The 12,953-nt window shown below is 73.8% G+C and carries 13 protein-coding genes; 11 read left to right on the forward strand and 2 right to left on the reverse strand.

All coding sequences use genetic code 11. The annotated features are described in order from the left end of the window. The first annotated feature begins 22 nt into the window (after positions 1–22). From AFB00_RS14525 to AFB00_RS14535, 3 genes are all read left to right on the forward strand, one after another. Positions 23–1,186, forward strand: a complete 1,164-nt coding sequence (locus AFB00_RS14525; RefSeq protein ID WP_068800318.1) for a glycosyltransferase family 4 protein — start codon at positions 23–25, stop codon at positions 1,184–1,186. Positions 1,187–1,256: 70 nt separating this feature from the next. Further along, positions 1,257–1,853, forward strand: a complete 597-nt coding sequence (locus tag AFB00_RS14530; protein ID WP_068797681.1) for a hypothetical protein — start codon at positions 1,257–1,259, stop codon at positions 1,851–1,853. 10 nt (positions 1,854–1,863) lie between these two features. Beyond that, positions 1,864–2,556 carry a demethylmenaquinone methyltransferase gene (locus AFB00_RS14535; RefSeq protein WP_068797682.1) on the forward strand — a complete coding sequence of 231 codons (693 nt, stop codon included), beginning with the start codon at positions 1,864–1,866 and terminating at the stop codon, positions 2,554–2,556. An 82-nt stretch (positions 2,557–2,638) separates the two neighbouring features. Here AFB00_RS14535 and AFB00_RS14540 read toward each other — a convergent pair whose 3' ends face one another. Further along, positions 2,639–3,475 (reverse strand): class I SAM-dependent methyltransferase, encoded by an 837-nt coding sequence (locus AFB00_RS14540; RefSeq protein ID WP_068797683.1) that lies wholly within the window; start codon positions 3,473–3,475, stop codon positions 2,639–2,641. Between the two features lie 98 nt (positions 3,476–3,573). Further along, complete coding sequence (locus AFB00_RS14545; RefSeq protein ID WP_068797684.1) at positions 3,574–4,161, reverse strand: helix-turn-helix transcriptional regulator; 588 nt, start codon at positions 4,159–4,161, stop codon at positions 3,574–3,576. 197 nt (positions 4,162–4,358) lie between these two features. Between AFB00_RS14545 and AFB00_RS14550 the strand changes: the two genes are divergently transcribed. The 8 genes from AFB00_RS14550 (at position 4,359) to AFB00_RS14585 (ending at position 12,927) form a co-directional block, all read left to right on the forward strand. Then, the gene (locus tag AFB00_RS14550; protein WP_156819540.1) at positions 4,359–4,619 is read left to right on the forward strand and encodes a hypothetical protein; all 261 of its coding nucleotides are present in this window, start codon (positions 4,359–4,361) and stop codon (positions 4,617–4,619) included. Positions 4,620–4,970: 351 nt separating this feature from the next. Then, positions 4,971–5,336 carry an NADH-quinone oxidoreductase subunit A gene (locus AFB00_RS14555; RefSeq protein WP_068797686.1) on the forward strand — a complete coding sequence of 122 codons (366 nt, stop codon included), beginning with the start codon at positions 4,971–4,973 and terminating at the stop codon, positions 5,334–5,336. Positions 5,337–5,343: 7 nt separating this feature from the next. Continuing rightward, positions 5,344–6,051: a NuoB/complex I 20 kDa subunit family protein gene (locus AFB00_RS14560; protein ID WP_068797687.1), complete on the forward strand. Its 708-nt coding sequence runs from the start codon at positions 5,344–5,346 to the stop codon at positions 6,049–6,051. Further along, positions 6,048–6,881, forward strand: a complete 834-nt coding sequence (locus AFB00_RS14565; protein WP_068797688.1) for an NADH-quinone oxidoreductase subunit C — start codon at positions 6,048–6,050, stop codon at positions 6,879–6,881. Before AFB00_RS14560 ends, AFB00_RS14565 begins: the two co-directional genes overlap by 4 nt. Further along, a complete protein-coding gene (locus AFB00_RS14570; RefSeq protein WP_068797689.1) occupies positions 6,878–8,254 on the forward strand; it encodes an NADH-quinone oxidoreductase subunit D in 1,377 nt (458 codons plus the stop codon). The genes AFB00_RS14565 and AFB00_RS14570 overlap by 4 nt, the downstream gene beginning before the upstream one ends. After that, positions 8,251–9,114, forward strand: a complete 864-nt coding sequence (nuoE, locus tag AFB00_RS14575; protein WP_068797690.1) for an NADH-quinone oxidoreductase subunit NuoE — start codon at positions 8,251–8,253, stop codon at positions 9,112–9,114. The genes AFB00_RS14570 and nuoE overlap by 4 nt, the downstream gene beginning before the upstream one ends. A gap of 4 nt (positions 9,115–9,118) precedes the next feature. Continuing rightward, positions 9,119–10,483: an NADH-quinone oxidoreductase subunit NuoF gene (nuoF, locus tag AFB00_RS14580; RefSeq protein WP_068797691.1), complete on the forward strand. Its 1,365-nt coding sequence runs from the start codon at positions 9,119–9,121 to the stop codon at positions 10,481–10,483. After that, positions 10,480–12,927 carry an NADH-quinone oxidoreductase subunit G gene (locus AFB00_RS14585; RefSeq protein ID WP_068797692.1) on the forward strand — a complete coding sequence of 816 codons (2,448 nt, stop codon included), beginning with the start codon at positions 10,480–10,482 and terminating at the stop codon, positions 12,925–12,927. The genes nuoF and AFB00_RS14585 overlap by 4 nt, the downstream gene beginning before the upstream one ends. The last annotated feature ends 26 nt before the right edge of the window (positions 12,928–12,953 follow it).

The raw sequence follows: 12,953 nt of genomic DNA on the forward strand, positions 1-12,953 counted from the left end.
CGCCCCGAGCACGCTCTGTGCCGTGCGCGTCGCAATCGTCTCCGAATGCTTCCTGCCGGTGGTCAACGGCGTCACCAACTCCGTGCTGCGGGTGTGCGAGCACCTGCGGGCCGGTGGTCACGAGGTGCTCGTGATCGCGCCCGGGTCGGGCGAGACGCAGGAGTACGACGGCGTCCCGGTCGTGCGGATCCCCGCGGTCGGGCTGCCGGTGGTCAACTCCATGCCGGTGGGCGTGCCGAGCCGCCGGGTGCTCACCGCGCTGCGGGCGTTCCGGCCGGACGTCGTGCACCTGGCCGCGCCGTTCGTGGTGGGGGCCAGGGGGCTGGCCGCCGCGCGCCGGCTCGGCGTGCCGACCGTGGCGGTCTACCAGACCGACGTCGCCGGGTTCGCCACGTCCTACGGCCTCGGGCTGACGGCCAGGGCCGCGTGGCGCTGGACCTGCCGGCTGCACTCGATGGCCGACCGCACGCTCGCGCCGTCGAGCTGGGCCACCGGTGCGCTGCGCGAGCGCGGGGTGCCGCGGGTGCACCAGTGGGCCCGCGGCGTCGACACCCGGCGGTTCACCCCGTCCCGGCGCAGCACCGAGCTGCGGGCCCGGCTGGCCCCGGCCGGCGAGCGGCTGGTCGGGTTCGTCGGCCGGCTCGCCCCGGAGAAGCAGGTCGAGCGGCTCGCGGTGCTGGGCGCCGTGCCCGGCACCCGGCTGGTCGTGGTCGGCGACGGGCCGAGCACGGAGTACCTGCGCGATCGGCTGCCGTCCGCGGCGTTCCTCGGGCACCGCGGCGGGGCCGAGCTGGCCGAGATCTACGCGAGCCTGGACGTGTTCGTGCACACCGGGCAGGCCGAGACGTTCTGCCAGGCGGTGCAGGAGGCGCTGGCCTCCGGGGTGCCGGTGGTGGCGCCGGACGCGGGCGGCCCGCGCGACCTGGTGCTGCCCGGCCGTACCGGCTACCTGGTGGCGCCCCGCCCGGACGGCGGTGAGCCCGGCGACCCGGTGACCGACGCCGCGGACCGGGAGCTGGTCGCCGCCGTCACCGCGCTGTGCGACCCGGACCGCAACCGCGCGTTCGGCGCCGCGGCCCGGCAGTCGGTGCTGCGCCGGACGTGGACCGCGGTCGGCGACGAGCTGCTGGCGCACTACGGCCAGGTGCTGCGTGAGTCGGCCGCACCGGACCGGCTGGCGGCGTGAGCACGGACGGCCGGGGCGATCGGTAGTCACACGGATCCGCCGACCGGGTCCGGCGCGGATCCTTCGGAGCATGGGTGAGCGACAGCACGTCGGCCGGGCCATCGTCGTCGAGCCGGGCGGTGCGATGGCGGAGATCGACACGTCGGCGGCCCTCGCTGCGATCCGGGGACTGCTCGACCGGTCCCCGGTGTCCCGGGCGAACGCCCGGGACGCGGTGCTCGCCGCCCCGCACCGCCGTCCGCCGCCGGTGCTGTTCGCGCTCTCGGAGAATCTCGTCGCCGCCGGTGACCTGCCGGGGGCGGCCCGGTGGTTCTACACCGCGCAGGTGCGCGCCCAGTTCGACGCCGGGCGTTGCACCGACCCGACCGCGGCGTCCGCGCTCGGGGTGCTGCACCAGCGGTTCGGCGAGCCGGTGAACCGGTGGGCGTTCGCCGACCCGCAGCGGGTGCGCCGCGCCGCGGTGACCGCCGTGGCCTGGGACCGCAGGAACCCGCACGAGTACGACCACCGCTGGATCGCCCTGCACGGCATGGGCGCGTTCACCGGCACCGGCGGGCGGGTGTCGACGCCGTCGCAGGACTGGCCCGCGCTGGCGGCCCGGGTGCGCGCCGAGTACCTGCAGGGCCTGCGTGACGTGCTCCGGGAGCACTTCGGGCCCGGTGCGTAGGCTCGACGGCGTGTCCCGCGCCGAGCTCGACAAGGATCCGCACGACGTCGCCCGCATGTTCGACGGCGTCGCCCGGCGTTACGACCTGACCAACACCGCGCTCTCCGGTGGCCAGGACCGCTACTGGCGGGCCCGGACCCGCCGGGCGCTGGCGCTGCGGCCGGGCGAGCGGGTGCTCGACCTCGCCGCCGGCACCGCCGTGTCCACCGTCGAGCTGGCCAAGGACGGCGCCTGGTGCGTCGCGGCCGACTTCTCGCTCGGCATGCTGCGGGCCGGTGCCCACCGGGACGTCCCGAAGGCCGCCGCGGACGCCCTGCACCTGCCCTTTGCCGACGGGTCGTTCGACGCCGTCACCATCTCCTTCGGGCTGCGCAACGTCTCCGACACCGGGGCGGGCCTGCGCGAGCTGGCCCGGGTGACCCGCCCCGGCGGGCGGCTGGTGGTCTGCGAGTTCTCCACCCCCACCTGGGCCCCGTTCCGGGCGCTCTACCAGGGCGCCGTGCTCGGCCACGTGCTGCCGGCGGTCGCCCGCACGGTGTCGTCGAACCCGGAGGCGTACCTCTACCTCGCCGAGTCCATCCGGGACTGGCCGGACCAGCCCACGCTGGCGCGGACCATCGCCGGGGCCGGCTGGGAGCGGGTGGCCTGGCAGAACCTGACCGTCGGCGCGGTCGCCCTGCACCGGGCGTACAAGCCGGCCTGAGCCCGGCCCCGCCGAACGGCACACCCCGTGTCCGGACGGCGGCCACCGCCCGTCGTGGCGTGCCGTCCGGGCGGTCGGTCCGTCAGGGGCGGTGGGCGAGCCAGACCGTGCGCTCGGTCCGGACGGCGAGGTCGTCGCGGTGCGCGACGCCCTGCGGGCCGTCGGCGTCGAGGAGCTCGTCGAGTGCGGCGAGGTCCGCCGGGTCGAGCGTGTCCGCGGCCACGCCGCGCATCCGCCGCAGGCCGGCGAGCGCATAGCGGCCGACGGCGTCGCCGCGCCCGCCGTCCCGCCCGACGTCGACGGCGACGGTGAACTCGTCGGCGACGGTGAACCCCGCCGCGGTCAGCATCGGGCCCCAGTCGGCGCCGCGGTGCGGGACGTGCCCGGCGGCCACGGCGTCGGCCGCGGCGTGCAGGCGCTCCTCCAGGCCCGGCCGTCCCGCCGGGGCCGTCGCGGGCAGGAACCGGGGGAAGCCGGCCAGCTCGACGACGGCGAACACCCCGCCCGGCGCGAGCAGCCCGTGCACCCGGGCGAGGGCACGGTGCGGGTCGGCCATGTGGTGCATCGCGGCGGACGCCCACACGAGGTCCGGTCGCCCGAGGCCGGGCCAGTCGCCGTCGAGATCGGCCTGCACGGTCTGTACCCGGTCCGCGACGCCGCGCCCGGCCGCGGACTCCCGCAGGGCCCGTAGCTGGGCGTCGGCGGAGTCGACCGCGGTGACCTGCGCGCCGGGGAAGCGCTCCAGGAGCGCGAAGGTGCCCGCCCCGGTGCCGCAGCCCAGGTCCACGATCCGGTGCGGCGCGGACCGCTGCGCCAGCCGGGCGGTGATGGACGCGGTGTGCCCGGCGAGGACCTCGGCGTCGAGATCGAGGATCTCGACCTGTCCGCCGTCGTCGGGGGCGGTGTGCTGTGGATGCATGACCGCACCGTAGGACCGTCATGCGTGTGTGGCACAGCGTTATGCCTACAACGCAAACAGGTTCCGGATCCTGCTGCCCCGCGCGCAAGACCGGCAGGTCACGGGGTCGCACCCGGGCGGTCGTCGCCGTCGCGCTGGTGGCCCCGGCGGGCGTCGCGATCGAAGATGCCCATGATCTCGCAGGGCCCGCCCGCGGTGCCGATCGCGTGCGGCTCCATCGTCGGGAACTCGGCGGCCTGGTTCGTCTCGACGCGGAACCGCCGGTGGCCCAGCAGCAGGACGGCGGTGCCGGAGAGCACGACGAGCCACTCGCGGCCGGGGTGCGCCCGCATCGCGGCCGGGTTCTCCGGCGGTGGCTCGGTGATCCGCTGGCGCACGACGCTCAGCCCCGGGTCGCTGCGGACCGGCCAGCGCATCAGCCCGTGCGCGCTGTCCACCGTCGGGCCGACGACGACGTCGTCGGTCGCGTTGTCGACGAGCTGGTCGAGCGTGGTGTCCAGCGCCCGCGCGAGGGTGACGAGCTGGTCCAGCGCGAGCCGCCGCTGCCCGTTCTCGATCCGGCTCAGCGACGACTGGCTGAGCCGGGCGCGGCCGGACAGCTCCTCCAGCGACCACCCCTGGGCGACCCGCAGCGCCCGGATCCGGCTGCGCACGAGCCGGTCCAGCTGCTCGTCGCCCCCCACCACGGCGCCACCCTATCCCCGCACCCCGCACCCCCTGCCCGACCTCGCAGCCCCCGCCCGCACCTCGCAGCCGCTGCGGACCGTGCGAGGTCGGTGCGGGGCCTGCGACGTCGGTGGGACGGGGGTGGTCGCGGGGGCGCGGTGGCGGGGCAGGTGGAAATGCTGCACCGGTTCAGTGGGCCGCGGGTCACACTGGGGTGGTGCGCGGACGGGTGGCGGGGCAGGTCGCGGAGATCGGGTGGTCGGTGCCGCTGATCGTGGTGGCGCGGGCCGGTGTCGTCCTGCGGGGCGGGGCGCGGGCCCGCGACGAGATCGGGCGGATGGTGGGCGAGAAGGTCGCCGTGCTGCCCGAGATGGCCCGGGCGGTGGCGCAGGCGTCGCCGGCGGGGTCGGTGGCCGCGGCCGTGCGGCCGGTCCACCGCCGGGTCCGCGCCAACCGCCGACGTCTCCTGGGGTGGTGACGGGCCGGATCCGACCGGCATCGCCGGGTCCGTCGCCACCCGCCGTACCTGGGCGACCACACGTCGTTGCGTCGTCGAATATTCCCGCGTCAGGTCCGATCCGCTGACGCAAAATGCCCGTGCACGCCCTACACTCTTCCCGACATCGTGAAGTTTTTCACAAGCGTGGCACGCGGCACGGGATCGGGAGGTGCTCGACCAGGACGGATGTGGATCACACGTGATCCGCACCGCCCTTCAGGTAAGGCTCGCCTGGGTTCTTCATCACACGGTGGCGGACATAGGGTCCCCCCGACCGGCTTGTCGATCACCACCAGCGACGGTGGGCGGCGCGATCACGAAGGTGCACGGATGCTCGATCCCTATCTCCCGCTCGTACTGCTGTTCGTGTTGGCGGCGGGCTTCGCGCTGTTCTCCGTCGCCTCGGCGCCGCTGATCGGCCCGCGCCGGTTCAACCGGGCGAAGCTGGACTCCTACGAGTGCGGCATCGAGCCGTCGCCGCAGCCGATCGTCGGCGGCGGGCGCGTGCCGGTCGCCTACTACCTCACGGCGATGCTGTTCATCCTGTTCGACATCGAGCTGGTGTTCATGTACCCGTACGCCGTCGTCGCCGATGCGGTCGGCGTCTTCGGGTTCGTGGCCATCACGCTCTACATCGCCACGATCGCCTTCGCGTACGCCTACGAATGGCGTCGCGGCGGGCTCGAGTGGAGCTGAGGCAAGCATGGGACTCGAGGAGAACCTGCCCAGCGGCGTCCTGCTGACCAGCGTCGAGAAGCTGGTCAACTGGACCCGGAAGTCGTCGCTCTGGCCCGCCACCTTCGGCCTGGCCTGCTGCGCCATCGAGATGATGACCTCCGGCGCCCCGCGCTACGACCTCGCCCGGTTCGGCATGGAGGTCTTCCGGGCCTCGCCGCGCCAGGCCGACCTGATGATCGTCGCGGGCCGGGTGAGCAACAAGATGGCGCCGGTCCTGCGCCAGATCTACGACCAGATGCCCGAGCCGCGCTGGGTGCTCGCGATGGGCGTCTGCGCCAGCTCCGGCGGCATGTTCAACAACTACGCGATCGTGCAGGGCGTCGACCACGTCGTGCCGGTGGACATGTACCTGCCCGGCTGCCCGCCGCGGCCGGAGATGCTGATCGACGCGATCCTCAAGATCCACGCCAAGATCTCCGACGAGCCGCTCGGCCCGAAGCGGGCCGCCGAGCTGGCCGAGTCCGGCTACCGCACGCCGATGGTGCCGTCGTCGGTCAAGTTCGCGCCCAAGCACAAGCAGCTCGGCGCGCTGAAGAACACCCCGACCGTGGACGTGCCGAACTACCTGGAGCCGGGCGCGCAGCCGAAGCCGTCGACGAACCAGCTGGCGGCGGGGGAGAAGCAGGAGCTCCCCTCGCTCGCCGACGCCGCCCGCGGAGGTGAGCAGCAGTGACCGAGCCGACCGGACCCACCGGGACCTCGAAGGACGACGCGGAGCCCACCGGCGGTGCGCACTCCTCGTCGCAGGAGAGCGGCGCGGCCGTCGAGCAGCAGCGGGCCGGTGGCGGTACCGCCCCCGGCGACGCGCTCGGCGGTGCCCGCCCCGCCGCGAAGATGACCGAGACCCGCGTGCGGTCGGGCATGTTCGGCGTCCGCGGCACCGGTGACACCTCCGGCTACGGCGGGCTGCGGCTGCCCGGGCACGCCCCGGCGCCGGCCGAGCGCCCGTTCGGTGGCTGGTTCGACGAGTTCGCCGACGAGCTGGGCGCCGCGCTGGACGAGCGCTCGATCCCGCGGGACGCGATCGAGCAGGTCACCATCGACCGCGACGAGCTGACCCTCTACGTGCAGCCCGCGCGGGTGAACGCGGTGGCCCGCACCCTGCGCGACGACCCGGGCCTGCGCTTCGAGTTCTGCTCGACGGTCTCCGGGGTCGACTACTCCGCGCCGGACGGCGCCCCGGTCGAGCGGCCGCTGCACGTCGTCTACCACCTGCTGTCGATGACCTACCGGCGCCGGATCCGGCTCGAGGCCGCACTGGACCTCGAGAACCCGCACGTGGACAGCGTCGTCGACGTCTACCCGACCGCGGACTGGCACGAGCGCGAGACCTGGGACATGTTCGGCGTCGTCTTCGACGGCCATCCCGCGCTCACCCGGATCCTCATGCCCGACGACTGGGACGGCCACCCCCAGCGCAAGAGCTACCCGCTCGGCGGCATCCCGGTGGAGTACAAGGGTGCGGAGATCCCCCCGCCCGACGAGCGGAGGGCGTACTCGTGACCACCACCGAGAACAGCGCAGGCGGAACGAGTATCGGCCCCGAGGACAGCGCGGGCCCCGATCCGTACTCGGCGCCGGAGCGCGAGACCACCGAGGGCACCGTCTACACGGTCACCGGCGGTGACTGGGACACCCTGATGGACGCGGACCACGAGGACCGCATCGTCATCAACATGGGTCCGCAGCACCCGTCCACGCACGGCGTGCTGCGCCTGGTTCTGGAGCTGGAGGGCGAGACCGTCACCCAGGGCCGGGCGGTCATCGGCTACCTGCACACGGGCATCGAGAAGAACTGCGAGTACCGGACCTGGACCCAGGGGGTCACGTTCGTGACCCGCGCGGACTACCTCGCGCCGCTGTTCAACGAGGCCGCGTACTGCATGGCCGTCGAGAAGCTGCTCGGCGTGCAGGTGCCGGACCGGGCCGAGCACATCCGGGTGCTGCTCATGGAGCTCAACCGGATCGGTTCGCACCTGGTCGCGCTGGCCACCGGCGGCATGGAGCTGGGCGCGCTGACCGGCATGACCTCGGGTTTCCGCGAGCGCGAGGAGGTGCTCCACCTCCTGGAGTTCCTGACCGGCCTGCGGATGAACCACGCGTTCATCCGGCCCGGCGGGCTCGCCCAGGACCTCCCCGAGGGCTACCGCGAGAAGGTCACCGAGTTCCTCGACGTGATGGACTCCCGGCTGCCCGACTACGACCGGCTGCTCACCGGCCAGCCGATCTGGAAGCAGCGCCTGGAGGGCGTCGGCTACCTCCCGGTCGACGGCTGCCTGGCGCTCGGCGCGTCCGGCCCGATCCTGCGCTCGGCCGGGCTGGCCTGGGACCTGCGCAAGCACATGCCGTACTCGGTGTACGACCAGTACGACTTCGAGGTCCCGACGGCGACCGAGGCCGACTGCTACGCCCGCTACCGGCTGCGGGTCGCCGAGATCCACGAGTCGCTCAAGATCATGCGGCAGGCGCTGACGAAGCTGGACGAGGTCGGGCCGGGCCGGGTCATGGTCGACGACCCGAAGGTCGCCTGGCCGGCCCAGCTCTCGATCGGCAGCGACGGGATGGGCAACACCCTGGAGCACGTCCGCAAGATCATGGGTCAGTCGATGGAGTCGCTGATCCACCACTTCAAGCTGGTCACCGAGGGCTTCCACGTCCCGCCCGGCCAGGCGTTCTCCGCCGTCGAGTCCCCGCGCGGCGAGCTCGGCGTGCACCTGGTCTCCGACGGCGGCACCCGCCCGGTGCGGGTGCACCTGCGCGACCCCAGCTTCGTGAACCTGCAGTCGATGCCCGCGATGAGCGAGGGCGGCCAGGTCGCCGACGTCATCGCGGCCGTCGCGTCGATCGACCCCGTGATGGGAGGTTGCGACCGATGACCCTCCCCGGAGGCAACCCGGAGTCCAACTCGGCGAGCCCGGTGGCCCCGGCCGAGCGCGAGTTCACCCAGCGTGGAGCGCAGGCGGAACGCGCATCAGCACCCCCGGCCGAGCCGTCGCCGGTCTCGCCGACGTTCGACGTGGTCACCAGGGCCCGGACGAAGGAGATCATCTCCCTCTACCCGGAGTCGCGTTCGGCGCTGCTCCCGCTGCTGCACCTGGTGCAGTCGGTCGAGGGGTACGTGAGCCAGGACGGCATCCGCTACTGCGCCGAGGCACTGGGACTGACCACCGCCGAGGTGTCCGCGGTGGCCACGTTCTACACGATGTACAAGCGCAACCCGTGCGGCGAGCACCTGGTCAGCGTCTGCACGAACACGCTGTGCGCGGCGCTGGGCGGCGACGAGATCTACGACCGGCTGCGCACCCGGCTCGGCACCGGCGACCGGCCGCTGGGCCACGAGGGCACCGCGGGCGAGCCCGGCACCCCCGGCTCGGTCACGCTGGAGCACGCCGAGTGCCTCGCGGCCTGTGACCTGGCCCCGGTGCTGCAGGTCAACTACGAGTACTACGACAACCAGACGGTCGACTCCGCGGTCGAGCTGGTCGACGCGCTGCGCCGCGGCGAGCGTCCGCAGCCGACCCGCGGTGCCCCGCTGACCGACCTGCGGACCGTCGAGCTGGAACTGGCCGGGTTCACCGACGACGCGGCGGAGGTCGACACCACCGCCCGGGTCGAGGGCCCGTCCAGCGCGATCGAGTCCGTACGCGGTGCCCGGCTCGCCGAGGAGAACGGCTGGGCCGCCCCGGCGATGCCGGACCAGCCGCCCGCGATGCCCGCCGCAGCGGAGAAGAGGTGACCCGATGAGCTCGCCCGACCCCACCACACCGGCCACGACCACGCCGGACCCGCTCACGCCCGTCCTCACCCGGCGGTGGCTGGCCCCGCGGTCCTGGTCGATCGACACCTACGAGCGCCTGGACGGCTACACGTCGCTGCGCACCGCCTTCGCCGCACACCCCGACCAGCTCATCGCGCTGGTCAAGGAGTCCGGCCTGCGCGGCCGCGGCGGCGCGGGCTTCCCGACCGGGATGAAGTGGGGCTTCATCCCGCAGGACGACGGCAGCGGGACCGGCCCCGGCGCCAAGCCCAAGTACCTGGTGATCAACGCCGACGAGGGCGAGCCGGGTACCTGCAAGGACATCCCGACGATGATGGCCGACCCGCACTCGCTCATCGAGGGCTGCATCGTCACGAGCTACGCGATCCGGGCCAACTTCTGCGCCATCTACGTCCGCGGTGAGGCGCTGCACTGCATCCGCAGGCTGCGGGCCGCCGTCCGGGAGGCGAAGGAGCGCGGCTACCTCGGGCGCGACATCCTCGGGTCCGGCTTCGACCTGGAGATCGTGGTGCACGCCGGTGCGGGCGCCTACATCTGCGGCGAGGAGACGGCGCTGCTCGACTCGCTGGAGGGCCGGCGCGGCCAGCCGCGGCTCAAGCCGCCGTTCCCGGCGACGGCCGGGCTCTACGCCTGCCCGACCGTGGTGAACAACGTCGAGACCATCGCGAGCGTCCCGGCGATCGTCAACGGCGGCTCGGGCTGGTTCCGGTCGATGGGCCGGGAGAAGTCCCCGGGCCCGAAGATCTACTCGATCTCCGGGCACGTCGAGCGGCCCGGCCAGTACGAGGCCCCGCTGGGCATCACCCTGCGGGAGCTCCTGGAGCTGGCCGGCGGGATGAAGGACGGGATCCCGCTCAAGTTCTGGACCCCGGGCGGCTCCTCGACGCCGATGTTCACCGCCGATCACCTCGACGTCCCGCTGGACTTCGAGGGCGCCGCCGAGGCCGGCTCCATGCTGGGGACGACCGCGGTGCAGGTCTTCAACGAGACCGTCTCGGTGCCGTGGGCGGTCATGAAGTGGACCGAGTTCTACAAGCACGAGAGCTGCGGCAAGTGCACCCCGTGCCGGGAGGGCACCTACTGGCTGGTGCAGGTGCTGCAGCGGATGGTGCGCCACGAGGGCACCGCGACCGACATCGACACCCTCCTCGACGTCTGCGACAACATCCTCGGGCGCTCGTTCTGCGCGCTCGGGGACGGCGCGACGAGCCCGATCACCAGCGGCATCCAGTACTTCCGCCAGGAGTTCCTCGACCTCATCGCGGAACAGCCCGCCGAGGACACGGTCGAGCGTTCTCCTGCCGAGCTGAGCGGAGCCTCCGCATGACCATCGCACCGGACGAGACGACCGAGACGCCGGTCCCGGAGGGGCACGTCCGTCTCACCATCGACGGCCAGGTCGTCGACGCGCCCAAGGGCGAGCTGCTGATCCGCACCTGCGAGCGGCTCGGCATCGTGATCCCGCGGTTCTGCGACCACCCGCTGCTCGACCCGGCCGGTGCCTGCCGGCAGTGCCTGGTCGAGGTCGAGATGGGCGGCCGGCCGATGCCGAAGCCGCAGGCCAGCTGCACGATGACGGTCGCCGACGGCATGGTCGTCAAGACCCAGCACACCTCCGAGCGCGCGGACAAGGCGCAGCAGGGTGTGATGGAGCTGCTGCTCGTCAACCACCCGCTGGACTGCCCGATCTGCGACAAGGGCGGCGAGTGCCCGCTGCAGAACCAGGCGATGGCGCACGGCCGGTCCGACTCGCGCTTCGAGGAGAAGAAGCGGACCTTCCCGAAGCCGCTGCCGATCTCCAGCCAGGTCCTGCTGGACCGCGAGCGCTGCGTGCTCTGCCAGCGGTGCACCCGGTTCTCCGAGGAGATCGCCGGTGACCCGTTCATCGACCTGCTGGAGCGCGGTGCGAACCAGCAGATCGGGATCGCCGACGGGCAGCCGTTCCAGTCCTACTTCTCCGGCAACACCATCCAGATCTGCCCGGTCGGCGCGCTGACCAGCGCCGCCTACCGGTTCCGGTCGCGCCCGTTCGACCTGCGCTCCACCCCCGGGACCTGCGAGCACTGCAGCTCCGGCTGCTCGATGCGGACCGACTCCCGGCGCGGCACGGTGCTGCGCCGCCTGGCCGGCAACGACCCGGAGGTCAACGAGGAGTGGCTCTGCGACAAGGGCCGCTTCGCCTTCCGCTACCAGGGCAGCGCAGGCCGGATCACCCGGCCGATGGTGCGCCGGGAGAACGGTGAGCTGACCGAGACCTCCTGGACCGAGGCGCTGCAGATCGCCGCGGACGGGCTGCTCGCGGCCCGCGCCGGCGCCGGGATCGGCGTGCTGCCCGGGGGGCGGCTCACCGTCGAGGACGCCTACGCCTACGCCAAGTTCGCCCGGGTCGCCGCCCGCACCCACGACGTCGACTTCCGGGCCCGGCCGCACTCGGCCGAGGAGCTGGACTTCCTGGCCGCGCACGTGGTCGGCGGCACCCCGGACGACGCCGTGACCTTCCAGCGGATCGAGGACGCCCCGGCGGTCCTCACCGTCGGCACCGATCCCGAGGAGGAGTCCGGGATCGTCTTCCTCCGGCTGCGCAAGGCGTGGCGGAAGAAGGGCCTGCGGCACTTCCAGGTCGCACCGTTCACCTCGGTCGGCGCGGAGAAGACCGGCGCCACCGTGCTGCACGCGGTGCCCGGTGCGGAGGCCGCCGTGGTGGCCGACCCGGGTGCCGACGTCGTGGCGGCGCTGGAGCTGCCGGGCACGGTGATCCTGGTCGGGGACCGGGCCGCGGAGTCGCCCGGTCTCTACTCGGCGGTCTCGGCGCTGGCCGCGCGGACCGGTGCGGCGATCGGCTGGCTGCCGCGCCGGGCCGGGGACCGCGGTGCGGTCGAGGCCGGCGCGCTGCCGACCCTGCTGCCCGGCGGGCGCCCCGTGACCGACGCCGCCGCCCGCGCCGACGTCGAGCGGACCTGGGGCCTCGGGGCCGGTGCGCTGCCCGCGACCCCGGGCCGCGACGCCGACGCCATCCTCGCCGCCGCGGCGGTCGGGGAGCTGGCCGCGCTGGTCGTGGGCGGGGTGGACCCGGACGACACGGCGGACCCGCAGGCCGCGCGCACCGCGCTGCGCGAGGTGGGCTTCCTGGTCAGCCTGGAGATCCACACCTCGGCGGTGACCGAGCTGGCCGACGTCGTCCTCCCGGTGGCACCGGACGCCCAGCGTTCGGGGAGCTACCTGAACTGGGAGGGCCGTCGTCGCCCGTTCGGCGTCGCGCTGGACGCCACCGGCGTGCTGCCCGACTGCCGGGTGCTGGACACCCTCGCCGTCGAGATGGACGCCGACCTGTTCACCCAGACCCCCGCGGCCGCGGCCGGTGAGCTGGAGCGGCTCGGCACCCGGCGTGCCGGTACGACGGCCCCGGCGCACCCCGCGGCTCCGGTCCGGGTGCCCGGCTACGGCCAGGCGGTGCTCGCCACCTCGCGCCAGATGGTGGACGACGCCTCGCTCGCCGTCGACGAGCCGGCGCTGGCCGGTACGGCGCGCCGCCCGTACGTGAAGGTCAACCCGGCCACCGCGGCCCGGCTCGGCCTCGTCGAGGGCGACGACGCGACGGTCCGCACCGAGCGCGGGGCGATCACCCTGCCGGTCGCGCTGACCGACCTGCCCGACGGCGTCGTCTGGCTGCCGACCTCGTCGCGCGGCTCGCACGTCCGGCCGACCCTCGGGGCCCGGCACGGTGACCTGGTCGGCGTGGGGCCGGCCGGCGGAAACGGAAGTGCGTCGTGAACCTGCTCCAGGCGCCCCCGGTGGAC

The organism is Pseudonocardia sp. HH130630-07, from assembly GCF_001698125.1.
Lineage (GTDB): Bacteria > Actinomycetota > Actinomycetes > Mycobacteriales > Pseudonocardiaceae > Pseudonocardia.